This window comes from Fictibacillus iocasae (genome assembly GCF_042665465.1).
Taxonomy (GTDB): domain Bacteria; phylum Bacillota; class Bacilli; order Bacillales; family Fictibacillaceae; genus Fictibacillus; species Fictibacillus iocasae.
Genome location: NZ_JBHTCP010000007.1, coordinates 1 through 22,297, shown reverse-complemented (window position 1 = coordinate 22,297; position 22,297 = coordinate 1). Strand labels below are relative to the sequence as shown.

The following is a 22,297-nucleotide window of genomic DNA, read 5'->3' as shown; positions in this document are numbered from 1 at the left end:
CCTGTAAGAGTAGGACGTGGCCGGGCAAAGACAGAAGATCACCACTGCGGTGATCTTCTTTTTTTCGTATGGAAACAGGGAGAAAGAGCTACAAATAAATAAGGAAGAAGATCACGAAAGACATGTGATCTTCGTGCATGTTTGGGAACAAAGAAGAGTGTAGGTTATTCACCGTCCTGTTCCTGCGTCTACGAGCCTAGCCAAGGAAGTGAATTCCTCGTCACAAGCCAGCAAAGAAGCGTCTTCAAGCTGTAGGCTCCATACCGAACACGGAAGTTAAGCTCTTCAGCGCCGATGGCAGCTTTAGGGTTTCATNAAATAAGGATGAAGATCACGAAAAACATGTGATCTTCGTGCATGTATGGGAACAAAGAAGAGTGTAGGTTATTCACCGTCCTGTTCCTGCGTCTACAAGCCTAGCCGTGGAAGTGGATTCCTCGTCACAAGCCAGCAAAGAAGTGTCTTCAAGCTGTAGGCTCCATTCCGAACACGGAAGTTAAGCTCTTCAGCGCCGATGGCAGCTTTAGGGTTTCATCCTGTAAGAGTAGGACGTGGCCGGGCAAATACAGAAGATCACCACTGCGGTGATCTTCTTTTTTTCGTATGGAAACAGGGAGAAAGAGCTACAAATAAATAAGGATGAAGATCACGAAAAACATGTGATCTTCGTGCATGTATGAAAACAAGTTAGAAAACCAACCCCATTAATTAGCTACTTGGCTGCCTCCAAGCTCATTTGAAAACAAGGGCACGGTTTATTTCTCCGGTACAGACACAGAGAATGGGCGAATGTCATACATTGAATTAGATAAAGTTTTTGAAACAAATGTATAATCAACGATAATTCTGGCAACAATGGGAGCATGGAGGTGGGAAGATATGAGTTCGGTCCATAAGCATGGGGAAACTTGCCTGATTTGCGAAGAATCGAAAACGATGGGGATTCATATCCTGCATCAGTTTATCTGTCATGAATGTGAAGCGAAAATTATAGAGGCTGAAGTGAATGATGAGTATTACCGCCATTATCTGAGCCAGCTGCGAAAATTGAAGCTGGCGAATGCCACCCTTTGAAAACAGGCATATGCCTGTTTTTTGTTATTCAGGAATCATTATGTAACATTTACATTAAATTTACGAATTAACCCTTTCTTCTTTATTTTCTGACTTTATAATGAAAAAGTCAGTCATTTATAAGGGGGATTATTCGTATGAAATCTTTATTGTCTGCTGCTGCATTATCGTTGGCTTTGGTACCTTTTGGGAGTGCCGTTCATGCTGAGGGTGTAACAGCGAAGGAAGAAAATCGTTATATTGATGTTCAGCTGCTTGGAGTCAACGACTTCCACGGGCAGATCGATGTGACACGCAAGGTTGCCAACAAGCCTGCAGGGCGGGCAGATGTTTTGGCTGCATATATAAATGAAAGAGAACGACAAAATAAAAATACATTGCTTGTGCATGCGGGGGATATGGTAGGAGCGAGCACCCCGTCATCTGCTCTTTTACAGGACGAGCCAACAGTCGAGATCATGAACGAAATGGGCTTCGATGTAGGAACGCTTGGAAATCATGAATTTGATGAGGGCGTGGATGAGATGATGCGCCTCATTAACGGTGGAAGCCATCCGGCGACAGGAGAATTTGAAGGAGCGAATTTCCCATATGTTGCGGCAAACGTAGTCGATAAAAATACGGGGAAAAACCTGCTGCCATCATACACGATTAAAAAAGTGAATGGGATGAATATTGGATTTATTGGTGTTGTTCTTTCGGACACGCCGCAAGTAGTTATACCGAGCGCGGTTAAAGATGTTGTATTTTTAGATGAAGCAGAATCGATTAATAAAGCGACGAAAGAACTGAAGAGAAAAGGCGTGCAGTCTATCGTTGTATTGGCTCACAATCCGGCGGAAGGTGATGACACGTCGCCTGTGACAGGTGAGTTGGTTGATATCGCCAATGCAGTGGATGATGAAGTGGACGTGATGTTTGGTGCCCACAACCACCGCAAATTGAACGCTGTGGTCGATGGAAAGTTGCTCGTTCAATCGTATTCATACGGAACCGCTTTTTCTGATGTTGATTTGAAAATTGATCCACGCACGAAGGATATCGTAGCGAAGAAAGCAGAAATCGTTACAACGTTCCAAGAAGGAATCACACCAGATCCAGCAGTAAAAGCAATCGTGGATCGAGCCGCTGAAAAAGTAGCGCCTATCATTAATAAAGTAGTAGGCAGTGCACCAGCCCCATTATCAGCAGCAGGTTCTTATAACGGTGAAACGGTGCTTGGTAACGTGATTGCAGACTCGATGCGTGAAGAAACAGGAACGGACTTTGCTTTTATGAATCCAGGCGGAATTCGAGCAGACATTGAAGCCGGTGACGTGACGTGGGGAGACTTGTACACGGTTCAGCCATTCGGAAACGACTTGGTGACGATGTCCTTGACGGGTGCACAGATTAAGGAGCTGTTCGAATCGCAATGGGTGGATCCAGCTCGTGAAAAAATGCTGCAGATCAGCGGATTAAAGGCGGTATTCAAGCCATCTAACGCGTATGGCGAACGGACGATTTCCATGACAAAAACGGATGGAACGCCGATTGCAGCTGACCAGACATACACGCTGACGGTCAACAACTTCATGGCAGGCGGCGGAGACGGCTATAAAGTGCTGCTGCAAGGAAAGAACCAGCAGATTGCCGGCGTGGATCTCGATGCGCTCGTGCACTATTTTGAGAAAAAAGGACAAGTAACAGGACAAATTGAAGGAAGAATCATCAAACAATAATGAGTCAGGCCGCCGCCATAAACGGCGGCTTTTTCTATGGAGTACTCAAGCATTGTTGGGTGAGAAATGGTAGAATAGAGGTACAAGAATTCATAGAAAATAAGGATGTCCTATGTTTGAGCAAACACCATTATTTCAAGCGTTAATCGCTCACAGCCAGAAAAATCCGATTTCGATGCATGTTCCTGGGCATAAGAATGGAAGCCTATTGAACGAGGCGGGTTGGGATTATTTTAAAAGAATAAGTGAGCTGGATGTGACCGAGCTGACCGGTCTGGACGATCTTCATGATGCGGAGAGCTGTATAAAAGAAGCGCAGGATCTTACAGCACGATTGTATGGTGCGGATCGAAGCTATTTCCTGGTTGGCGGGAGCACGGCAGGAAACCTCGCGATGATTCTTGCGGCGTTTCGGCGGGGTGATCACGTGATGGTGCAGCGCAACTGCCACAAATCGGTGCTGAACGGACTCGAGCTTGCGGGTATCAGGCCTGTCTTCCTTGGTCCGGAGATTCATGAAAAAGGCGGGTTCGCGCTTGGGATTACGCTGAGTACGGTAGAGCGAGCGATGGAACAGTATCCTGATGTGAAAGGATTAATCGTCACCTCTCCTAATTATTATGGTATGTCCCGCGACCTGACTGATGTGGTAGCGTATATGCATCACCATCAATTGCCCGTGATTGCTGATGAGGCGCATGGTGCGCATTATGCTGCGGACGGATTTCCTTTGTCTGTTCTCGCTATGGGTGCGGATGCTGTCGTGCAGTCGGCGCATAAAACACTGCCGGCGATGACGATGGGCGCTTATCTTCATGTGGGAAAAGGATCATTGTTGCAGCAACGAAAGATAGAGCATGCGCTACAGAGCATTCAGTCGAGCTCACCGTCTTATCCGATTATGGCATCGCTCGATTTAAGCCGGTCCTATCTGGCACAGCTGGACAAAAGCGATATAGAAGAAATTATCAAGCAGTCGAACGACTTAAAACAGCACCTGACACAGCGAGGCTTTCTAGTGATCGAGCCCCCAATAGGATATGAGGCCGATCATCTAAAGATTACGATACAGGCGAAAAGGGAATATTCAGGGTATGAAATGCAGGCTGCTTTTGAAAACCACGGGCTATACCCGGAGCTTGCTGACTCGCTGAACGTCCTCTTTGTCCTGCCGCTTGGTGTTTCACATGAAACAATGCGCTGGAAGGCTGCGATAGACAAGGCTGCAGCGGAACTGAACAGCAGAGAATATAGGCAAAAAAGAAATAAATACGCACCATTTCCTGAAGTCAGCTCCCTTTTCTGCTCTTATGATGATATGTGGAGCAAGGAGACGAGGAAGCTGGAGCTGAAACAAGCGGAAGGAAGGATTGCCGCAGAAATGGTGATACCGTATCCGCCGGGCATTCCGTTAATGGCTAAAGGCGAGCGGATTACAAAAGAAATGATCGATTCCTTTTACAAGCTGCAGCAGAATAGCGCCCGATTTCAAGGAAGTGCCGGCAGTGAGATCGGTGTTTTTACAGAAGAAGGAGAACAGCAATGAACGGTTTATTTATCACATTAGAAGGCCCAGACGGATCGGGAAAGTCGACCCAGATTGGCAGGATTGCCGATTATTTGAACGAACAGAACGTTTCGTTTATACAGACAAGAGAGCCGGGTGGCACGGCGATCAGCGACAAGGTCAGGGAGCTGATTCTAGATCCAGCGCATGCAGAAATGGCCGATATGACAGAAATTCTGCTGTATGCCGCGTCGCGTGCGCAGCACGTCCATGAAAAAATAATCCCTGCGCTTACTGAAGGAAAAGTTGTTCTGTGCGACCGGTTCGTGGATGCCTCTATCGCGTATCAGGGCTACGGCCTTCAGGTAGGAGCTGAAACGGTGGAAGCAATCAACCGCTATGCAACGGGCGGTGTTAAGCCAGACAGAAGCTATTTGATCGATGTGAGCCCGGAGACAGGACGCAGCCGGATGCGTGCCCGCTACAGCGGAACGCAGCTGGACAGGATTGAGCAAAAGGAATTTTCGTATCATAACAGAGTGAGAGAAGGCTTCCACCGGCTTGCAGAGGAACAGAACGACCGGATACGGTTGATAGACGGTGAACGAGGAACGGACGACGTATTTGAAGAAATTAAGAAAGACTTAGAGATTTTGCTGAACACACACTTTATGAAATAGGAGGGTCCGTATATGAAGATGGTTGTAGCCGTTGTCCAGGATAAGGACAGCAATAAGCTGGCAGATTCATTGGTTGATCATAACTACCGCGCAACGAAATTGGCGACAACAGGAGGGTTCTTAAAGGCGGGGAACACGACATTCATGATTGGTGTAGAAGACACCCAAGTGGAGGCTGTTCTCGCTCTTATCAAGAAAAATTGCCAGAGCCGCAGCCAGCTTGTTGCACCCGTTTCGCCGATGGGCGGCAACGCGGATGCGTACGTGCCTTACCCTGTAGAAGTGGAAGTAGGGGGAGCAACGGTATTCGTGCTTCCGGTAGAACACTTTTTGCAATTCTGATGAAGTGAGTGGGGGATGACAAATGAAAATTGGACATGATCCGCGTCCAAGCATTGGTTCAGCGTCAAAGGATGGAAAGCAGGAGGTCAGAGCAGCTTCTGCTTCATTTGGCGAAGCCGTAACGAAACAGCAGGATAAAATGCAGAGTGAACAGCTGAACCGGCTGCTCGGAGACATTGAGAGCCAAGGGAAGCGGCTGCTTCATTCTCAGACAGTGAAGGACCTGCAAGTGTACAAAAGCCTCGTCCAGCGCTTTGTTAAAGAAGCGGTGGACTTTGGATTGCAGCTGAAGCAGAACAAAAGCTGGGGCGGTGACGGCCGCCAGCGTACGCTGAAGGTAGTGAAAGAGACGGATGAAAAGCTGATGGAGCTGACGTCAATCGTTCTCGAACAAGAGAGCCGTTCTGTTCAGATGCTTGATAAAATTGGAGAAATCAAAGGGTTATTGATTAATCTCTATACGTAGGTGATGTGTGATGAGTTGGGCGCCGCTGCTGGAAACGCAGGAAAGAGCAGTAAAAACGATAAAAAACAGCATAAAGAAAGACAGACTGGCCCACGCCTACATATTTGAAGGCCCGCGCGGCACAGGGAAAACGGCAGTGGCCAAAGAGACGGCGAAGGCTTTTATGTGCCAGGAACAGTCGGAGGGCGAGGCATGCGGCCATTGCCGAAACTGCAAGAGGATTGAAAGCGGCAATCATCCTGATGTACACATCATCCAGCCGGACGGAGCGAGCATTAAGATCGACCAGATCCGCGCACTGCAAAAGGAATTTGCTTATCAGGGAATGGAATCAAATAAGAAGGTGTATATCATCGAGCATGCGGACCGGATGACGGTTCAGGCAGCGAACAGCTTGCTGAAGTTTTTAGAAGAGCCGCTGTCTCACTCCATCGCGCTGCTGCTGACGGAGCAGGTGCACAGGCTGCTCGAGACGATTCGTTCGAGAGCACAGCTTTTGTCCTTTTCTTCGCTTCCGAATGAAAAGCTGGAAGTCTATCTTCAAAATGAAAATATATCCCCCGCGCTCGCTAAAATGGCGGCTGCTTTAACGTCGAATACGGCAGAAGCGGTCGAAATTTGTAGGGAAGAGTGGTTTGCACAAGCGCGAGACAAAGTGATACAATTAACGGAAGAGTTGCGAAAGCGCCCTGATTACGCGATTGTGACCTTGCAGGAAAACTGGCTCTCTTTTTTCAAAGAAAAAGAGCAGCTGACAGCCGGTTTGAATTTACTATTGATCTGGTACCGAGATCTTTTATCTATACATCTTTCCGAAACTGAAAGAGTAGTGTTTATTGATCAATTGCAGGCCCTAGAGCAGCAAGCACTTCACCTTTCACAGCGCCGTATAGGCGGGGCGATGCTTGCCATACTGTCCGCTCAGAAGAAGCTCGGTTCAAACATGAACCCGGCGATGGCTATGGAGCAGCTGGTGCTGCAATTACAGGAGGGATAACAGCCTTGTATGAGGTAGTTGGTGTCCGCTTTAAAAAAGCGGGAAAAATATATTATTTCGACCCCGGCGACCTTGATGTGCAAAAAGACGTGTTTGTGATAGTCGAAACAGCACGTGGCATTGAATACGGAAAGGTCGTTATCGAGAAGAAGCTGGTAGGCGAAAATGATGTCGTTCTGCCGCTCAAAAAGGTCGTTCGTCTCGCAAACGCCAAGGATACGCTGCTTGTCGAGGAAAATAAGACAGCGGCCGTGCAGGCATTTGAGACGTGTGAGGGAAAGATACTCGAACATAAGCTGGATATGAAGCTCGTGGACGTTGAGTATACGTTTGACCGTAACAAAGTCATCTTTTATTTCACAGCAGAAGGACGGATCGATTTCCGCGAGCTGGTGAAAGATCTGGCTTCTATTTTCAGAACGAGGATCGAGCTCAGACAGATCGGCGTCCGAGACGAAGCGAAAATGCTCGGTGGCATCGGGCCATGCGGCAGGATGCTTTGCTGTTCGACCTTCCTCGGTGATTTTGAGCCAGTGTCAATCAAGATGGCGAAGGATCAGAACTTGTCACTGAACCCGGCGAAGATTTCCGGACTTTGTGGAAGGCTGATGTGCTGTTTGAAATATGAGAACGATCACTATGAAGAAGCAAAACGTGAAATGCCGGATGTCGGCCAGGAAATTGCGACGCCGCACGGGAAGGGCCGTGTTGTCGGACTGAACATGCTAGAGAAGCTTGTCCAGGTTGATCTGCCTCAGCTAGGCACCGTCACAGAATATGCAGTTGAAGAACTTCTTAGCAAAAAACAAGAACTCATTACGCAAGCCACAGAATAAAGAGGTGGATTTCGTGGAGAAACAAGCGATTTTTTCCAGAGTGGTCCAAATGGAGGAGCAGCTGGCGGCGATGACGCGTCAACTGGAGGAGTTCAAGGTTCATTTGGCGTCATTCATTGAAGAAAACCACCATCTAAAGATGGAGAACGAGAATCTCCGCAACGCATTGGACACGAAAACAAGCAAGACCCCTGCTAAAAAAGAAAGCAAGCCCGTTCTTGAAAAGCATAAAGAGCCGCTCGATATCGGAGAAGGGTACGATAACCTCGCGCGCCTCTATCAAGAAGGGTTTCACATATGCAATCTACATTATGGAAGTGTCAGGACAGAAGGAGACTGCCTTTTCTGTCTGTCATTCTTAAATAAGAAATAATAGGCCTTTCCTTAATGGGAAGGCTTTTTATTTCATTCTTTGTTGGGTGGTTCGTGTGCTGCTGTCTGTTTGGAGTAGGGCTTGGGCTTGGCAGGTTGGCCTTGGCGCGATAGCCTTGATAATCGGCGCGCAAATTTAATTATTCGCGCGCAAACTGTTTTTGAGACTGCCAGCTCTATATGTACCTTATTAAAACAGTACACCGACGCGCAAAATTCAAAACCTGGGCGCAACAAGCTAGTTATGGCGCGGAAACCTCATACATTCTATTAAAATGGTTCGAATGAAAAAATGAGCTTAACGAACAAGAAAGTAGGAATGAAAAATGGACGAACTGTTGCCGGACGAGCGGCTGGATTATCTGGTGGATGAACGGTTAAAAATCATACAAAGCTCTTCGGTGTTTTCTTTCTCGCTCGATGCGGTTCTACTCGCCCGTTTTGCGTGGGTGCCGATTCAAAAAGGAAACATCATTGATTTGTGCACTGGCAACGGGGCGGTCCCGCTTCTGCTGAGCTCAAGGTCTAAAGCGAAAATGACAGGTGTGGAAATACAAGAGCGGCTGAGCAGCATGGCAAAACGCAGCACGTTGTTAAACGAGCTGGAAAAACAGATCACCGTCCACACGATGGATATAAAAGAGGCGCCGTCTGTGTTTGGGCATGGCACGTTTGATGCGCTAACCTGCAACCCGCCATATTTTCCATCCTCAAACGAGCAGGATTACAATGAAAATCCTCATCTGGCCATCGCCAGACATGAAATTCACTGTACACTTGAAGATGTTATCAAGGTCAGCAGCCAGCTTGTAAAGCAAGGTGGAAAGGCAGCGTTCGTACATAGACCGAACCGTCTCATGGAAATTCTCGGCTTTATGCGGCAATATGAACTGGAACCAAAAAGGCTGCAGCTCATCTATCCGCGAGAAGGCAGCGAGGCGAACATGCTTTTAATAGAAGGAATGAAAAAAGGAAAACCCGATCTTCATATTCTTCCGCCGCTAACGGTATACGGAAGCGACGGGGCGTATACGGAACAGCTGAAACAGGTGTTCTATGGACGATAAGCAGCACGCCGTTTATATTCTGGAGTGCAAAGACGGGACGTATTATACCGGATATACGAATGAACTGCCGCGCCGACTGGCGATGCATGAAAGCGGCAAGGGAGCGAAATATACAAGAGGAAGAGGGCCGCTGAAGCTTCGTTTTCATGCGGTATTCGCTTCTAAACAGGAAGCTTTGCAGGCGGAGTATGCCATCAAACGGATGGACCGCAAGCGGAAAGAAAAATTGATACAGGAAGGGGGCATGCATGATGTGGAAGCAGAGCAGCTATAACGAAGCTGAAGCGAACGGAACCGGCGCACTATACCTTGTACCGACGCCGGTCGGAAACCTGGAGGACATGACGTTTCGTGCTGTCCGTATATTAAAAGAAAGTGATTTAATCGCAGCAGAGGATACAAGACAGACGAAAAAGCTGTGCAGCCATTTCGAAATCAGCACACCGCTGACAAGCTATCATGAACACAACAAAGAGCAGAGCGGGAAAAAACTGATAGAAGAATTAAAAGCTGGAAAGCAAGTCGCGCTCGTGACCGATGCTGGCATGCCAGGCATATCTGATCCGGGCTACGATTTGGCTGTCTTATGTATCGAAGAACAGATTCGCGTGATCCCGCTTCCAGGAGCGAGCGCTGCACTTCCTGCTGTAGCCGCGTCAGGCCTTTCAACTGAGATGTTCACGTTTTACGGTTTCCTGCCGCGCGGAAAAAAAGAGCGAAAAGAGCAGCTGCAGCGGCTATCGGCGTTCCCTTCCACCCTCATCTTCTATGAAGCCCCTCATCGCATCAAGGAAACAATCGGTGCGATGATTGAGATGTTAGGCGACAGGAAAGCCGTGACCGTCAGAGAGCTGAGCAAGCGATATGAAGAATTTTGCCGCGGAACACTCTCTGAACTTCTCACCCATTTTGAGCAAAATGATATTCGCGGAGAATTCTGCCTCGTAGTCGAAGGCGCTGGACCCGGCGCACTGAGCGAAGAAACACCATGGTGGGAAGAACTCGAACTCAACAGCCACGTCGATCACTATATTAATGAAGGAATGAAACCAAAAGACGCCATCAAAGCCGCCGCCACAGACAGAGGCCTCCCCAAACGAGACGTGTACCAGGCGTATCATGTGGAGTAACAAAACCTTTCGCAAACTTTGTTGCTATTAAAGTAATCAACGAAGCGGTTGATTTCCGTTTCAGGCACACGCTGTAGAGTGTATAGTTTTAAAGTAGAAAAAAGCCCAGAAGCATCCGCTTCTGGGCTGATTATTTATTGAGATTACTTGCTAGTTTGAAGCTGCTTTTGAAGCTCTTCCATTACTTCACGAGCACCTTCTGAGCTAAGGATGATTTTTCCGCCGGCGATTGTGTAGTTGTCGTCTGAAACTTCCCCAGTTACAGCACAAGTCATGTTTGGCTTGTATTTCTTAAGGATGATGCGGTCGTCATCAACATAGATCTCCAAAGCATCCTTTTCAGCGATTCCAAGTGTGCGGCGCAATTCGATTGGAATAACCACGCGTCCTAGTTCGTCAACCTTACGTACAATACCTGTAGATTTCATAATAAATCTCCTCCCAAAACTGTAGTATAATATTTATCCCTATCTATCTTACATGATTATATCGTCAGAATTCGACAAAATCTTACGAATTTATCTTACCAGTTTTTCCAAAAGGCGTCAACACCTAAGTCCAATCGGTTTACTTACCTTTCTATCCCCTCTCTTACGGAAATCTAAACATTTTAGAAGGTTAGTTCGGTAAGTATTTGTAAAATAACCAAAATAGCGCCATTATTTCTATTTTATTACTGGAAATGCCGCAAAAGATAATTCGCCTTTATTCGACAAAACTGACCATGAAAAAATACTATTCATATTTTCGATCCGTTGCCTTCATAGCCGCCTTGACTGACAAATGCCAATTAGGTATATTTTGAAGGAAGAAAAGAGAATAATGAAAGTATTTACATAAGTGTTTTCGCAGAAGGGTTTCATTTTATGTCCTAAATACCACATTTTTTATATTTTTTGTAAAATGAAATGTATTCCAGCTGCAGCGTTCTTATGATGAACATCTATTTATGTCCCTCATTATGCAGTCAGGGGCATTTTCCTATTTTTACACGTTAAGAAAGTATAACTTTTTAACTAAGGGTGACTTAAAGGCATGGCGTCAGCCAAGTTTTCTTTACACTATTGGAAAGTATAACTTTTTTGCAAGGTGATTACTCGACGTGGCCAAAAAGTTAACGAACATAGTGTAAGGGCAACTAAGGCTGACTTGAAGGCATGGCGTCAGCCAAGTTTTCTTTACACTAATGGAAAGTATAACTTTTTTGCAAGGTGATTACTCGACGTGGCCAAAAAGTTAACGAACATAGTGTAAGGGCAGCTAAGGCTGACTTAAAGGCATGGCGTCAGCCAAGTTTTCTTTATAGATACTTAAAGGAGGAAGAATGTAATGGGGAAACCATCATTTTATATCACTACACCAATTTATTATCCGAGCGGAAATCTTCACATCGGACACGCGTACACGACGGTTGCCGGCGATGCCATGGCACGTTATAAGCGTTTAAGAGGCTTTGAGGTCATGTATTTGACAGGGACGGATGAGCATGGACAGAAGATTCAGGAGAAAGCAGAGGAAAATGGCCTCACTCCGCAAGAGTATGTAGACGGAATTGTTACAGGCATTAAGGCACTATGGAAGAAGCTCGACATCTCTTATGACGACTATATTCGTACAACCGAAGACCGCCATAAGACGATCGTTGAGAAAATCTTTCAGCAGCTTTTGGATCAGGGAGATATTTACTTAAGTGAATATGAAGGCTGGTATTGCACACCGTGTGAATCCTTCTTCACCGAGCGCCAGCTTGAAAACGGAAACTGCCCTGACTGCGGCCGTCCTGTAAAGAAGGTAAAAGAGGAGAGCTATTTCTTCCGCATGAGCAAATATGCAGACAGACTGCTGCAATATTACGAAGAGAACCCTGACTTTATCCAGCCAGAGTCACGCAAAAATGAAATGATCAACAACTTCATCAAGCCGGGTCTAGAGGATCTTGCCGTATCACGTACGTCTTTTGACTGGGGAGTGAAAGTTCCTGGGAATCCGAAGCACGTCGTTTATGTGTGGATCGATGCCCTTTCGAACTATATTACAGCACTTGGATACGGAACGGATAAGGATGAGAAACACCGTACGTTCTGGCCGGCCGACGTCCACCTAGTCGGAAAAGAAATCGTTCGTTTCCACACGATCTATTGGCCGATCATGCTCATGGCGCTTGACCTGCCGCTTCCTAAAAAAGTGTTCGCACACGGCTGGCTGCTCATGAAGGACGGAAAGATGTCTAAGTCTAAAGGTAATGTTGTAGATCCGGTAACCCTTATCGACCGTTATGGCCTGGATGCATTGCGTTATTACTTGCTTCGCGAAGTGCCGTTCGGGTCAGATGGTGTATTCACACCAGAGAGCTTTGTAGACCGCATCAATCATGACTTGGCGAATGATCTCGGTAACCTGCTGAACCGCACTGTTGCGATGATCGGCAAATATTTTGATGGTAAAATTCCAGCCTATCAAGGTCAAGTGAGTGAGTTTGACAGCACGCTTGAAGCGTTTGTCCAAGAAACCGTACAAAAAACAGAAGCGGCGATGGAAGAGATGCAGTTCTCCGTCGCGCTCACAACCATTTGGCAGCTCGTGAGCCGCACAAACAAATACATTGATGAAACACAGCCCTGGGTGCTTGCGAAGGACGAATCTAAAAGAGATGAACTGGCAAGCGTGATGACACATTTGGCAGAGTCGCTCCGCTACGTATCCATTCTAGTTCAGCCGTTCCTGACGGCAGCGCCAGCAAAAATCTGGGAACAGCTAGGGCTTGAAAAAGGTCCATTAACAGCGTGGGAGAGCCTAGGTGAATTCGGACAGATTCCTGGTGAAACAGCTGTTGCGAAAGGGAATCCGATTTTCCCTCGCCTTGAAACAGAAGTGGAGACAGCTTATATAAGAGAATCCATGGGAGGCGCGCAGCCTGCAGGGGAGGAAGCAAAGGAAGAGCCTTCTGCTGTTCCTGAAAAAGACCTTTCACCAGAAATTTCAATCGACGACTTTATGAAGGTAGACCTGCGTGTGGCGACAGTTTTAGAAGCGGAACCGGTCAAAAAAGCCGATAAACTGCTGAAGCTGCAGCTCGATCTTGGATTTGAACGCAGACAGGTTGTCTCAGGCATCGCGAAATTTTATAAGCCAGAAGACCTGGTCGGCCAGAAAGTAATCTGTGTCGCGAACTTGAAGCCGGTGAAGCTGCGAGGCGAGCTGTCTGAAGGCATGATCCTTGCTGGTTCGCAAGGTGATCAGCTTACACTTGCGACGGTCGATCCGTCCCTTCCAAACGGAGCAAAAGTAAAATAATTCTGTCCCGCCAACGTCGAAGGATTTGCGTTGGCGGGTTTTCTTTTTTAGGTTGGACGAATTTCTAGGTTGTCGAATTCACGGCAAAATGTGTGGCTGAGCTTGTCGAAAGTACCGTATGAATAGGGTTTGATGGCGACATGTAATGCTTTTGTAATGGAAATGTTATGGGAATGTTTTGGTTTTTAGGAAATAAGTTTGATATTCTTATGAAGGATAATCAGGAGGCAGGACTATCGATGTTTGACACACATGCACACTTAAACGCACATCAATTTCAGGAAGATCGAGAGGAAGTCATTCAGCGTGCGCTGGATGAAGGCGTCGAGAAAATCGTGGTCGTCGGGTTTGATGAACAGACGATCAAGGACGCGCTGGCGCTTGCTGAGGAGTATGATTTCATTTATGCAGCAGTCGGCTGGCACCCTGTTGATGCGATCGACATGACCGACGAGCATCTGGCCTGGATTGAGGAGCTTGCGGCACATCCGAAAGTTGTGGCGCTTGGCGAAATGGGACTCGACTATCATTGGGACAAGTCACCTGCAGAGGTTCAGAAGGAAGTCTTCCGCCGCCAAATACAGCTCGCGAAGAAAGTGAAGCTGCCGATCATCATACATAACCGAGATGCCACTCAGGATGTCGTGGACATTTTGAGGGAGGAAGATGCTTCTGAGGTTGGGGGCATTATGCACTGTTACGGCGGAAGCCTGGAAACAGCGCAGCAATGTATGGAGATGAACTTTTACATTTCGTTTGGCGGGCCGGTCACGTTCAAGAATGCCCGCAAGGTAAAAGAAGTAGCGAAGGAAATTCCGCTTGAATGGCTGCTGATTGAAACGGACTGTCCGTATTTAAGTCCACATCCGCTGAGAGGAAAGCGAAATGAACCATCGTATGTAAAGTATGTGGCAGAAACGCTTGCTGAACTAAAAGAAATTCATCTGGAAGAATTAATAAAAAAAACATCCGACAATGCTCACCGAATATTTAACATCACTCGATAGCACAGCTTGTCGAAATTGAGAAATACATGAAATAACCCGCTTCATTTCAACAAAAATTTCACAGAGGAAGAAAAATATGTCGAGTTGTTTTTCTTCCCAAAATTCTCCTTTTCTGTTCATAATAGGCTTGCATCAACAGAGCGGGCAGGGAGGGGATATTTGACAGAATGATTGGAGAGCTCTATAATTCAATCTTTGTAAGGGAGGAGTGAATCTATGCAGAAGAATTTTACATCCCTTTTTTCCGAACTCATCAGGAAAAAGCTAGTTGTAAGTGCCGTGTTAATTCTTGCATTGGCAGTAACAACTGGGTTCGTAAGCTATGAAACTTCGAAAACGGACATTAACCTGTTGATCGCTGGGAAAGAAGCAACTGTCAGCTCACACGCTGATACAGTTGGGGAACTGCTAAAAGAAAACGACATAGAATTCAACAAACATGACGAGGTAAAGCCCGGAGTTCATACGGAGCTTGAGCAAGGCATGAAGGTTGAGTATATTCCAGCCAAAAAAATCAGTCTGAGTGTGAACGGCAATAAAACCAAAGCGTGGACGACAGCCGAAACAGTCGGAGAATTCGTGAAAGAAAACAAGCTGGATATAAAAGAGCATGATGAAATAAAGCCTGGCCTATCAGCGAAGCTGGAGGACGAGGATAAGGTAACGCTGAAATCTGCGGTTCCGGTTAAGCTTGCATCAGGCGCAAAGCCTAAGCAAGTGTGGACCACTTCGACTACGGTCGCTGACCTTTTGAAGCAGCAAAATGTGACATTAGGCAAATTAGATCGAGTACAACCTGCTGCAGGCACGAAACTCAAAAGCAACATGCAGGTTAACATCATCCGAGTAGAAAAGGTCACCGATGTAGTGGAAGAAGAAACACCTTTTGCAACTGTGAAACGAAATGACGATTCGCTTGCAAAAGGAACAGAAAAAGTAGTATCTGTGGGTACAAAAGGCAAGGTTTCCAAGAGCTATGAGGTAATCAAGGAAAACGGCAAGGAAGTCTCACGTAAACTGCTTTCAACCAAGGAAACAGCAAAAAGCAAGGATCGAGTGGTTGCCGTCGGAACGAAAGTGAGTGCACCTGCAAAGCGTGCCGTCGTTTCCCGGTCAAGCAGCAAGCCGCCGTCTTCTGGACGAGTGCTAACGGTATCCAGTACAGCTTACACAGCTAATTGTGAGGGCTGCTCAGGAATCACGGCTACAGGCTTCAATTTAAAGAAGAATCCGAACGCGAAAGTCATTGCGGTTGATCCGAGTGTCATTCCTTTAGGCAGCAAGGTGTACGTAGAAGGTTACGGATACGCGATTGCATCCGATACGGGAGGCGCGATAAAAGGTAATAAAATCGATGTATTCTTCGCATCGCAGTCTCAGGCTGTCGCATGGGGAAGAAAGACAATTACGATACGGATTATTGATTAAGAACCATTACGCGCAGAGGCTGCAGCCTCTGTGCTTTTTTCGTACTTTAAAACAGCGCGCAGTTTTTTATGCTTTACGTTAGGAAAGGCTCATTCGAAAAAAATGCGCGGCTGGGTTATACTACAAGATAGAAATTGGTGTTCATTAGATTAGACGGTTTATGAAGCTAGAAAGTTTCAACGCAGCACGTTATTTATTAAAAAAATTTCATTGAAGAATCCAACGCTATTATTCATTTAAACACGACTCTGGCTGGTTTTAACTCAGGAGTGTGAAATAGTATTTTTTATAACAGGCATGCAAAAAATGATTCTTTAGCAATCATAGGATGACGGTTATGGCTTCTGTATGATTTTATGCGGTTTTGGGTTTTTTACTCACGGGTGTGGGTGCATTTTTGTTCGTCATGTTTTGACGTTTGGGGGTACTATGAAGATTAGGGAAATTATCGTTGTTGAGGGTAAGAGCGACACGATTGCGATAAAAAATGCGCTGGATGCGGACACGCTGGAGACGAATGGGTCGGAGATCAGCATGGAGACGATTGAACGGATTCGGATAGCGCAGGAGAAACGCGGAGTCATTATTTTCACCGATCCCGATTTTCCTGGAGAGAAAATACGGAAAATTATTTCCGAGCATGTTCCTGGCTGTAAGCATGCCTTTTTGCCGAAGCAGGATGCGATCAGCAAGAACAAGAAAAAAGTCGGTGTGGAGCATGCGCCGAGACAAGCCATACTGGATGCGCTTAAGCATGTGAAGGAAGAATATGTATCCGATTATGAGTCTGTGAGCTGGGAAGAAGTGATTGCGGCAGGTCTTACTGGCGGCGACAGGGCGAAGAAAAGGCGTGAACGGATCGGCCAGCTTCTGAAGATTGGTTACAGCAACGGCAAACAGCTTCATAAGAGGCTGAACATGTTTCATATATCAAATGAAGAGTTCGAGCGTGCGATGCGCACGGTTTTAGAGGAGGAGCAGCATGAGGAAGGATATATCAGTTCCACAGCAGACGAAAGCGATACTAGATAAATACGGGTTCACGTTCAAGAAAAGCCTAGGGCAGAACTTCTTAATAGACAAGAACATCCTGTCAAACATTGTGGCGCAAGCGGACTTGACGGAAGAGTCAGGGGCGATTGAAATCGGACCGGGAATCGGTGCGTTGACGGAGCATATTGCCAGGAGTGCTAAGAAGGTCGTAGCGTTTGAGATCGACCAGCGTCTGCTGCCGATTTTAAAAGATACCCTGTCGCCATACCCGCATGCCGAAGTGATTCACTCGGATATTTTAAAAGCGGATGTACGTGCCGTTATTGAAGAAAAGTTTGAAGAGGGACAGGATATCATGGTCGTCGCAAACCTTCCTTATTACGTGACGACTCCGATCATCATGAAGCTGTTAACCGATAACCTCCCTATCCGCGGCATCGTCTGCATGATTCAAAAAGAGGTGGCTGACCGTCTTGCGGCTAAGCCGGGTACGAAGGATTACAACTCCCTCTCCATTGCTGTGCAGTATTACGCGACGGCTGAGACCGTGATTAAGGTGCCGAAGACGGTGTTTGTGCCGCAGCCGAATGTTGATTCTGCCGTTATCCGTCTTATTTTACGAGACAAGCCCGCAGTACAGGTGAAGGATGAGGACTTTTTCTTTGAAGTTGTCCGTGCTTCATTCGCTCAACGACGCAAAACACTTTGGAACAATTTGCTGAGCGGCGTGGTTTCAAAGGATAAGAAAACGGAGCTTGAGCATACCCTGAATGAGATTGGGATTGATCCAAAGAGACGCGGGGAGACGCTGACGGTAGAAGAATTCGGCCGTCTGTCGGACGCTTTGCTTCATCTTGTGAAATAAGAAATCATTTTTCCCCCGCCTTCTTCATATCTTAGAGAAGGAACCGGAGACACGCGACTCCAAATAGGGGGAGTATAATGAAAGCAGAGATCGGTGCAGTAGTTGGACGCACTTCCTATCATTGTGACATCTATTTCCGAATCATTGGATTTAACGATACGAAAACGGTGGCAGAGCTGGTCGGTGAAGATATGAGACTTTGGGCAGACGCACCTGTTGAGGATCTGGTTGTCATTGATGACCAGCAGAGAAAGAAATACCGACAGCGGGAGCAGGAAAAGGAAGATTCATCATACAAGCTTTTTCGTCAGGACTATTATCTTTTGCGGCAAAAAAGAGAATACATCTCGACGAACGGCTATCAATATGATCAATCGTATTTCGAGCTGCCTGGAAGGGTTCTTCATGTGGACGGGGATCCGCTATATTTAAATAAATGTCTAGAGCTCTATAAAAAGCTAGGCGTGCCTGTTTACGGTATTCATATCAAGGAAGGCGATATGCCAGAGAAGGTGCCGGCACTCGTCGACGAGGTGCGGCCTGATATCCTCGTCATTACAGGACATGACGCGTATATGAAAACAAAAGGTGCGGTATCTGATATGAATGCATACCGCCATACGAAATTCTTTGTCAGGACCGTACGTGAGGTACGGAGAAGGTATCCTCATCTTGATCATTTAATGATCTTTGCCGGAGCCTGTCAATCTCATTTTGAATCGTTGATCAAAGCAGGTTCAAATTTCGCCAGCTCACCGTCACGCATTAATATCCATGCACTTGACCCTGTCTATATTGTTTCTAAGATCAGCCTTACATCGTTCATGGACCGTGTGAATGTGATGGATGTATTGCGCAACACATTGACCGGCAAAGAAGGTCTTGGTGGTGTAGAAACAACCGGTTTCCTGCGCACCGGGATGCCGATCAAAAATCATACGTAGCCCAAAAGGCACAACTTCCTCATCCTGCATGAGGAATTTTTTTTGGCGCGACCCCGCTTTGGCGCTCGGGGGTCCGGTACTCTTGGGGTCCGGCACTTCTCTTGAAAAACCCTGGCCGGCAAAGGTTCTTATTGTGTAGGTACCGGACCCCGAAGTGGTTGCTTTTTAAGTTTTTTGAAGGTCTATACATATGTATGGAAATTGTACGCATACTAAAAAAGGTATAAAAGCGAGTAAATAGTCATTGACAGAAAAAAGCATTGCTTGCTATAATTTAAATTTTATTTGACAAATTCGCGCGATTTATGTTACAATTTGTCTAAGTGAGGTGGAGTCTAAATGGGTAAAACAATTGTTGATATTAGACGAGTGCTAGAGTCCCACGTAGGAAAAAGGCTTTCTCTGCGTGCTAACGGCGGACGTCGAAAAACGATCGAACGCATGGGTACTCTCGAAGAAACATATCCAGCAGTATTCATCATTAAGCTAGACCAAGACACCAACGCTTTCGAACGCGTTTCTTACAGCTACGCTGACGTTCTAACAGAAACGGTCGAATTAACATTTTTAGAAGAAGCGGTTAGCGGGCAGTAAGAAATCTTACTGCTGTTTTTTTTGCTCATTTTTAATTTTCGGATACATATTCAGCTGTTGTTTCATACTACCCTTAACGCATATGAAAGGGGTTTTGCGCTATGAGTCGCAGAAGAGGCATCATGTCTGAAGAATTTAAGAATGAGATAGCGAAAGAGCTTGGCTTTTACGACACCGTCCAGCGCGATGGTTGGGGCGGCATTACAGCGAGAGATGCGGGCAACATGGTGAAAAGAGCCGTTCAGATGGCTCAAGAAAGCATGTCCCGTCAAAATCAGTAAATATGCGTAAAAACCGGGGACGAATGGTCCGCGGTTTTTTTGGTTCTTGGGTTTGGTTTTATGGTTTGGTTTTGTGCGAACATTCATAGATGCTTCTGGGTTTTGGCTCATGTGCTTGGTTTGGCGACCATGTTCTAGGATGCTTTCAAACAGATGGGGTCCGGTACCGAGATGAGTTGGTTCGGTTTCTCTTGCTTGGTTTAGGCGACCATGTTCTAGGATGCTTCAAAAATGGGAGGTCCGGTACCGAGATGATCACCTTCGGTATCATTGAAACCCGTTATCGGTACCGGACCCCACTGCGCCCCACTGCGGGACGCGAAGAAGCAGGAGGAGCTTTTGTTTTTTCCATTCTTCAACAGATCGTAAGTTGTGATAAAATGAAAGCAGAAAAAAATGACGTAAGGAAGTTTGACATGGAGAAACGTAAAGTATCGGTAAAAGCGCCGGCGAAAATCAACTTATCACTTGATGTTCTCTCAAAGAGGGCGGATGGCTATCATGAAGTGGAAATGGTGATGACGACTGTCGATCTCGCGGACCGCATCGAGCTCACGCCGCTGGATGAGGATAAGATTACGATTGAATCCTCGGGAGGGTTTGTTCCGCTTGATGGAAGAAACCTGGCCTATCAGGCTGCCCTTTTATTGAAAGAAGAATTTCATATAACAGAGGGTGTACATATCCATATCTCCAAGCATATTCCTGTTGCGGCGGGTCTGGCTGGCGGAAGCAGCGATGCAGCCGCTGCTTTAAAAGGGCTGAACGAGATGTGGGAACTCCATTTGTCCCTTGATGAACTGGCGGAGCGCGGTGCGAAAATCGGCTCAGACGTTTCGTTCTGTGTTTATGGCGGAACGGCATTGGCAACAGGCAGGGGCGAGCATATTCGTCTCTTAAACCCGCCGCCGCCATGCTGGGTGCTCTTGGCTAAACCGCCGATTGGAGTGTCAACGGCTGAGGTGTACCGTAACTTGAAGCTTGATAACCTTCAGCACCCCGATACATCAGGTATGATGGAGGCCATTCAAGAGAAGGATTTTTCAAAAGTTTGCGCACGCCTCGGCAATGTTCTTGAATCTGTGACGCTCGATCTGTATCCGGAAGTGAGGCAGATCAAGGAGCAAATGGTGCGCCTTGGTGCGGATGGTGTGCTGATGAGCGGGAGCGGACCGACGGTGTTTGGATTATTTCAGCATGAATCCAGACTTCACCGCGTATACAACGGTCTTCGCGGATTTTGTAATGAAGTTTACGCTGTACGTATTTTAGGGGAATGAGCAGTTGATAAAATCCGTATAAAAATGGTATATTAACTTAAAATATTCGGATTTTGGAGGATTGTATGAAATTAAAACGAAGCGGGAGAATGGTTGACCTTACAACCTACCTTTTACAGCATCCTCACCAGCTTATTCCTTTATCCTATTTCGTAGAGCGCTATGAATCCGCAAAGTCTTCGATCAGTGAAGATTTGGCGATTATTAAAGAGCATTTTGAACAGTACGGATATGGACGGATCATTACCGTTCCTGGCGCTGCGGGCGGTGTGAAATTTTTGCCGGGCATTTCGGAAAAAGAAGCAGAACACATCATCAGCGCTCTTGTCGAGCAGCTTGAAGATCCATCTCGCATCCTGCCTGGCGGTTATTTGTACGTTACGGATATTATCGGCAACCCGCACCTTGTCAACCAGCTTGGCCGGCTGTTCGCTTCTTCCTTCTCATCGCGCAAAATTGATGTGGTCATGACCATCGCGACAAAAGGAATTCCGCTTGCTTATGCGGTAGCCGCACATCTCAACGTGCCTGTCGTGATTGTACGCAGCGACAGCCGCGTGACGGAAGGTTCAACAGTGAGCATTAACTACGTGTCAGGATCGACAAAACGGATCCAGACGATGGCACTCGCACGCAGAAGCATCAAGCAGGGAGCGAATGTTCTCATTATTGATGACTTTATGAAAGCAGGCGGAACAATCAAAGGCATGATCAGCATCATCAGTGAATTTCAGGCGAACTTAGCCGGAATCGGCGTTCTAGTAGAGGCCCAGGAAGTATCCGAACGCCTCGTCGATGATTATGTATCGCTTGCGCGTCTTTCAGAAGTGAACGAACGGGAAAATCGCATTGAAGTGACGCCGGGCAATTACTTTCAAGATAAAGGGGAGTAAACAGATGAAAGCCATATTTACGAAAGAAGCACCTGCTGCGATCGGACCGTATTCGCAAGGCATGATCGTGAACAACGTATTTTACAGCTCAGGCCAGATTCCGCTCACGAAGGAAGGACAGATGGTCGATGGCGATGTTCAAGCTCAAACGCACCAAGTGTTTGCCAACTTGAAAGCAGTCCTTGCTGAGGCTGGATCATCGCTTGAACAAGTCGTCAAAGCGACTGTCTTCATTAAAGACATGAACGAGTTCGCAGACATCAATGAAGTGTACGGCCACTATTTCAGCGAACACAAGCCGGCCCGCTCATGTGTCGAAGTAGCCAGGCTGCCAAAAGACGCAAAAGTCGAAATCGAAGTTATCGCGTTAATTAAATAAGAAGAGTTAGAAAAGCGGAACAAGGTTTATACCTTGTTTCGTTTTTTTGGTGTGCCCGGCATGGGTACAGGCTATAGGGTGTGAGTCCCGAACTGTGAAGGCAGTAGTAACAGTAGCTTAAGACAAGGTGGTGCGGGGCGACCCGCA

Annotated in this window: 24 protein-coding genes; 23 read left to right on the top strand and 1 reads right to left on the bottom strand. The window is 46.7% G+C overall.

The window, feature by feature from the left end; genetic code table 11:
- Positions 1 to 879: 879 nt before the first annotated feature.
- The 12 genes from ACFQPF_RS04055 to rsmI all read left to right on the top strand — a co-directional run bounded on the left by ACFQPF_RS04055 (position 880) and on the right by rsmI (position 10,192).
- Positions 880 to 1,074 (top strand): sigma factor G inhibitor Gin, encoded by a 195-nt coding sequence (locus ACFQPF_RS04055; RefSeq protein ID WP_379746824.1) that lies wholly within the window; start codon positions 880 to 882, stop codon positions 1,072 to 1,074.
- Positions 1,075 to 1,211: 137 nt separating this feature from the next.
- A complete protein-coding gene (locus tag ACFQPF_RS04050; protein ID WP_379746822.1) occupies positions 1,212 to 2,795 on the top strand; it encodes a bifunctional metallophosphatase/5'-nucleotidase in 1,584 nt (527 codons plus the stop codon).
- A 112-nt stretch (positions 2,796 to 2,907) separates the two neighbouring features.
- A complete protein-coding gene (locus ACFQPF_RS04045) occupies positions 2,908 to 4,341 on the top strand; it encodes an aminotransferase class I/II-fold pyridoxal phosphate-dependent enzyme (RefSeq protein ID WP_379746820.1) in 1,434 nt (477 codons plus the stop codon).
- Positions 4,338 to 4,982, top strand: coding sequence for a dTMP kinase (gene tmk, locus ACFQPF_RS04040; RefSeq protein ID WP_379746818.1), 645 nt, complete (start codon positions 4,338 to 4,340; stop codon positions 4,980 to 4,982). Before ACFQPF_RS04045 ends, tmk begins: the two co-directional genes overlap by 4 nt.
- A 12-nt stretch (positions 4,983 to 4,994) precedes the next feature.
- Entirely contained in the window at positions 4,995 to 5,324 is a 330-nt protein-coding gene (locus ACFQPF_RS04035) for a cyclic-di-AMP receptor (protein WP_379746816.1), read from the top strand.
- 22 nt (positions 5,325 to 5,346) lie between these two features.
- Entirely contained in the window at positions 5,347 to 5,790 is a 444-nt protein-coding gene (locus ACFQPF_RS04030) for a YaaR family protein (RefSeq protein ID WP_379746814.1), read from the top strand.
- A gap of 10 nt (positions 5,791 to 5,800) precedes the next feature.
- Positions 5,801 to 6,787 carry a DNA polymerase III subunit delta' gene (holB, locus tag ACFQPF_RS04025; protein ID WP_379746812.1) on the top strand — a complete coding sequence of 329 codons (987 nt, stop codon included), beginning with the start codon at positions 5,801 to 5,803 and terminating at the stop codon, positions 6,785 to 6,787.
- Between the two features lie 5 nt (positions 6,788 to 6,792).
- Positions 6,793 to 7,623 carry a PSP1 domain-containing protein gene (locus ACFQPF_RS04020; RefSeq protein WP_379746810.1) on the top strand — a complete coding sequence of 277 codons (831 nt, stop codon included), beginning with the start codon at positions 6,793 to 6,795 and terminating at the stop codon, positions 7,621 to 7,623.
- A gap of 13 nt (positions 7,624 to 7,636) precedes the next feature.
- On the top strand, positions 7,637 to 7,996 hold the full coding sequence (gene yabA, locus ACFQPF_RS04015) for a DNA replication initiation control protein YabA (protein ID WP_379746809.1): 360 nt from the start codon (positions 7,637 to 7,639) through the stop codon (positions 7,994 to 7,996).
- Between the two features lie 325 nt (positions 7,997 to 8,321).
- Positions 8,322 to 9,062: a tRNA1(Val) (adenine(37)-N6)-methyltransferase gene (locus ACFQPF_RS04010; RefSeq protein ID WP_379746807.1), complete on the top strand. Its 741-nt coding sequence runs from the start codon at positions 8,322 to 8,324 to the stop codon at positions 9,060 to 9,062.
- Entirely contained in the window at positions 9,052 to 9,336 is a 285-nt protein-coding gene (locus ACFQPF_RS04005; protein WP_379746805.1) for a GIY-YIG nuclease family protein, read from the top strand. The genes ACFQPF_RS04010 and ACFQPF_RS04005 overlap by 11 nt, the downstream gene beginning before the upstream one ends.
- On the top strand, positions 9,314 to 10,192 hold the full coding sequence (gene rsmI, locus ACFQPF_RS04000; protein WP_379746826.1) for a 16S rRNA (cytidine(1402)-2'-O)-methyltransferase: 879 nt from the start codon (positions 9,314 to 9,316) through the stop codon (positions 10,190 to 10,192). The genes ACFQPF_RS04005 and rsmI overlap by 23 nt, the downstream gene beginning before the upstream one ends.
- 143 nt (positions 10,193 to 10,335) lie before the next feature.
- Here the strand turns inward: rsmI and abrB are convergent, their stop codons facing one another.
- On the bottom strand, positions 10,336 to 10,620 hold the full coding sequence (abrB, locus tag ACFQPF_RS03995) for a transition state genes transcriptional regulator AbrB (protein WP_379746803.1): 285 nt from the start codon (positions 10,618 to 10,620) through the stop codon (positions 10,336 to 10,338).
- A 901-nt stretch (positions 10,621 to 11,521) separates the two neighbouring features.
- Here abrB and metG point away from each other — a divergent pair.
- The 11 genes from metG (at position 11,522) to ACFQPF_RS03940 (ending at position 22,150) form a co-directional block, all read left to right on the top strand.
- Positions 11,522 to 13,486, top strand: a complete 1,965-nt coding sequence (gene metG / locus ACFQPF_RS03990; RefSeq protein ID WP_379746801.1) for a methionine--tRNA ligase — start codon at positions 11,522 to 11,524, stop codon at positions 13,484 to 13,486.
- Positions 13,487 to 13,725: 239 nt separating this feature from the next.
- On the top strand, positions 13,726 to 14,493 hold the full coding sequence (locus ACFQPF_RS03985; protein ID WP_379746799.1) for a TatD family hydrolase: 768 nt from the start codon (positions 13,726 to 13,728) through the stop codon (positions 14,491 to 14,493).
- 216 nt (positions 14,494 to 14,709) lie between these two features.
- Positions 14,710 to 15,921, top strand: coding sequence for a ubiquitin-like domain-containing protein (locus tag ACFQPF_RS03980; RefSeq protein ID WP_379746797.1), 1,212 nt, complete (start codon positions 14,710 to 14,712; stop codon positions 15,919 to 15,921).
- A 429-nt stretch (positions 15,922 to 16,350) separates the two neighbouring features.
- Positions 16,351 to 16,953 (top strand): ribonuclease M5, encoded by a 603-nt coding sequence (gene rnmV / locus ACFQPF_RS03975; RefSeq protein WP_379746795.1) that lies wholly within the window; start codon positions 16,351 to 16,353, stop codon positions 16,951 to 16,953.
- Positions 16,904 to 17,779, top strand: a complete 876-nt coding sequence (gene rsmA, locus ACFQPF_RS03970; RefSeq protein ID WP_379746793.1) for a 16S rRNA (adenine(1518)-N(6)/adenine(1519)-N(6))-dimethyltransferase RsmA — start codon at positions 16,904 to 16,906, stop codon at positions 17,777 to 17,779. The genes rnmV and rsmA overlap by 50 nt, the downstream gene beginning before the upstream one ends.
- Before the next feature lie 77 nt (positions 17,780 to 17,856).
- Positions 17,857 to 18,723, top strand: coding sequence for a sporulation peptidase YabG (gene yabG / locus ACFQPF_RS03965; protein WP_379746791.1), 867 nt, complete (start codon positions 17,857 to 17,859; stop codon positions 18,721 to 18,723).
- Positions 18,724 to 19,062: 339 nt separating this feature from the next.
- Entirely contained in the window at positions 19,063 to 19,317 is a 255-nt protein-coding gene (gene veg / locus ACFQPF_RS03960) for a biofilm formation stimulator Veg (protein ID WP_379746789.1), read from the top strand.
- Positions 19,318 to 19,418: 101 nt separating this feature from the next.
- The gene (locus ACFQPF_RS03955) at positions 19,419 to 19,598 is read left to right on the top strand and encodes a small, acid-soluble spore protein, alpha/beta type (protein WP_379746787.1); all 180 of its coding nucleotides are present in this window, start codon (positions 19,419 to 19,421) and stop codon (positions 19,596 to 19,598) included.
- A gap of 416 nt (positions 19,599 to 20,014) precedes the next feature.
- Positions 20,015 to 20,878 (top strand): 4-(cytidine 5'-diphospho)-2-C-methyl-D-erythritol kinase, encoded by an 864-nt coding sequence (gene ispE / locus ACFQPF_RS03950; protein WP_379746785.1) that lies wholly within the window; start codon positions 20,015 to 20,017, stop codon positions 20,876 to 20,878.
- A 65-nt stretch (positions 20,879 to 20,943) separates the two neighbouring features.
- Positions 20,944 to 21,771, top strand: coding sequence for a pur operon repressor (gene purR, locus ACFQPF_RS03945; protein ID WP_379746783.1), 828 nt, complete (start codon positions 20,944 to 20,946; stop codon positions 21,769 to 21,771).
- Between the two features lie 4 nt (positions 21,772 to 21,775).
- Positions 21,776 to 22,150 (top strand): RidA family protein, encoded by a 375-nt coding sequence (locus ACFQPF_RS03940; RefSeq protein WP_379746781.1) that lies wholly within the window; start codon positions 21,776 to 21,778, stop codon positions 22,148 to 22,150.
- The last annotated feature ends 147 nt before the right edge of the window (positions 22,151 to 22,297 follow it).

Excerpts from the sequence above, each read along its gene's own strand:
- ACFQPF_RS03940 (WP_379746781.1), top strand. The coding sequence starts at position 21,776 with ATGAAAGCCATATTTACGAAAGAAGCACCTGCTGCGATCGGACCGTAT.
- ACFQPF_RS03955 (WP_379746787.1), top strand. The coding sequence starts at position 19,419 with ATGAGTCGCAGAAGAGGCATCATGTCTGAAGAATTTAAGAATGAGATA.
- rsmI (WP_379746826.1), top strand. The coding sequence starts at position 9,314 with ATGTGGAAGCAGAGCAGCTATAACGAAGCTGAAGCGAACGGAACCGGC.
- abrB (WP_379746803.1), bottom strand. The coding sequence starts at position 10,620 with ATGAAATCTACAGGTATTGTACGTAAGGTTGACGAACTAGGACGCGTG.
- veg (WP_379746789.1), top strand. The coding sequence starts at position 19,063 with ATGGGTAAAACAATTGTTGATATTAGACGAGTGCTAGAGTCCCACGTA.
- ACFQPF_RS04030 (WP_379746814.1), top strand. The coding sequence starts at position 5,347 with ATGAAAATTGGACATGATCCGCGTCCAAGCATTGGTTCAGCGTCAAAG.
- ACFQPF_RS04050 (WP_379746822.1), top strand. The coding sequence starts at position 1,212 with ATGAAATCTTTATTGTCTGCTGCTGCATTATCGTTGGCTTTGGTACCT.
- ACFQPF_RS03980 (WP_379746797.1), top strand. The coding sequence starts at position 14,710 with ATGCAGAAGAATTTTACATCCCTTTTTTCCGAACTCATCAGGAAAAAG.
- ACFQPF_RS04045 (WP_379746820.1), top strand. The coding sequence starts at position 2,908 with ATGTTTGAGCAAACACCATTATTTCAAGCGTTAATCGCTCACAGCCAG.
- ACFQPF_RS03985 (WP_379746799.1), top strand. The coding sequence starts at position 13,726 with ATGTTTGACACACATGCACACTTAAACGCACATCAATTTCAGGAAGAT.
- ACFQPF_RS04035 (WP_379746816.1), top strand. The coding sequence starts at position 4,995 with ATGAAGATGGTTGTAGCCGTTGTCCAGGATAAGGACAGCAATAAGCTG.
- holB (WP_379746812.1), top strand. The coding sequence starts at position 5,801 with ATGAGTTGGGCGCCGCTGCTGGAAACGCAGGAAAGAGCAGTAAAAACG.
- ispE (WP_379746785.1), top strand. The coding sequence starts at position 20,015 with ATGGAGAAACGTAAAGTATCGGTAAAAGCGCCGGCGAAAATCAACTTA.
- ACFQPF_RS04055 (WP_379746824.1), top strand. The coding sequence starts at position 880 with ATGAGTTCGGTCCATAAGCATGGGGAAACTTGCCTGATTTGCGAAGAA.
- metG (WP_379746801.1), top strand. The coding sequence starts at position 11,522 with ATGGGGAAACCATCATTTTATATCACTACACCAATTTATTATCCGAGC.
- tmk (WP_379746818.1), top strand. The coding sequence starts at position 4,338 with ATGAACGGTTTATTTATCACATTAGAAGGCCCAGACGGATCGGGAAAG.
- yabG (WP_379746791.1), top strand. The coding sequence starts at position 17,857 with ATGAAAGCAGAGATCGGTGCAGTAGTTGGACGCACTTCCTATCATTGT.
- rnmV (WP_379746795.1), top strand. The coding sequence starts at position 16,351 with ATGAAGATTAGGGAAATTATCGTTGTTGAGGGTAAGAGCGACACGATT.
- purR (WP_379746783.1), top strand. The coding sequence starts at position 20,944 with ATGAAATTAAAACGAAGCGGGAGAATGGTTGACCTTACAACCTACCTT.
- rsmA (WP_379746793.1), top strand. The coding sequence starts at position 16,904 with ATGAGGAAGGATATATCAGTTCCACAGCAGACGAAAGCGATACTAGAT.
- ACFQPF_RS04010 (WP_379746807.1), top strand. The coding sequence starts at position 8,322 with ATGGACGAACTGTTGCCGGACGAGCGGCTGGATTATCTGGTGGATGAA.
- ACFQPF_RS04005 (WP_379746805.1), top strand. The coding sequence starts at position 9,052 with ATGGACGATAAGCAGCACGCCGTTTATATTCTGGAGTGCAAAGACGGG.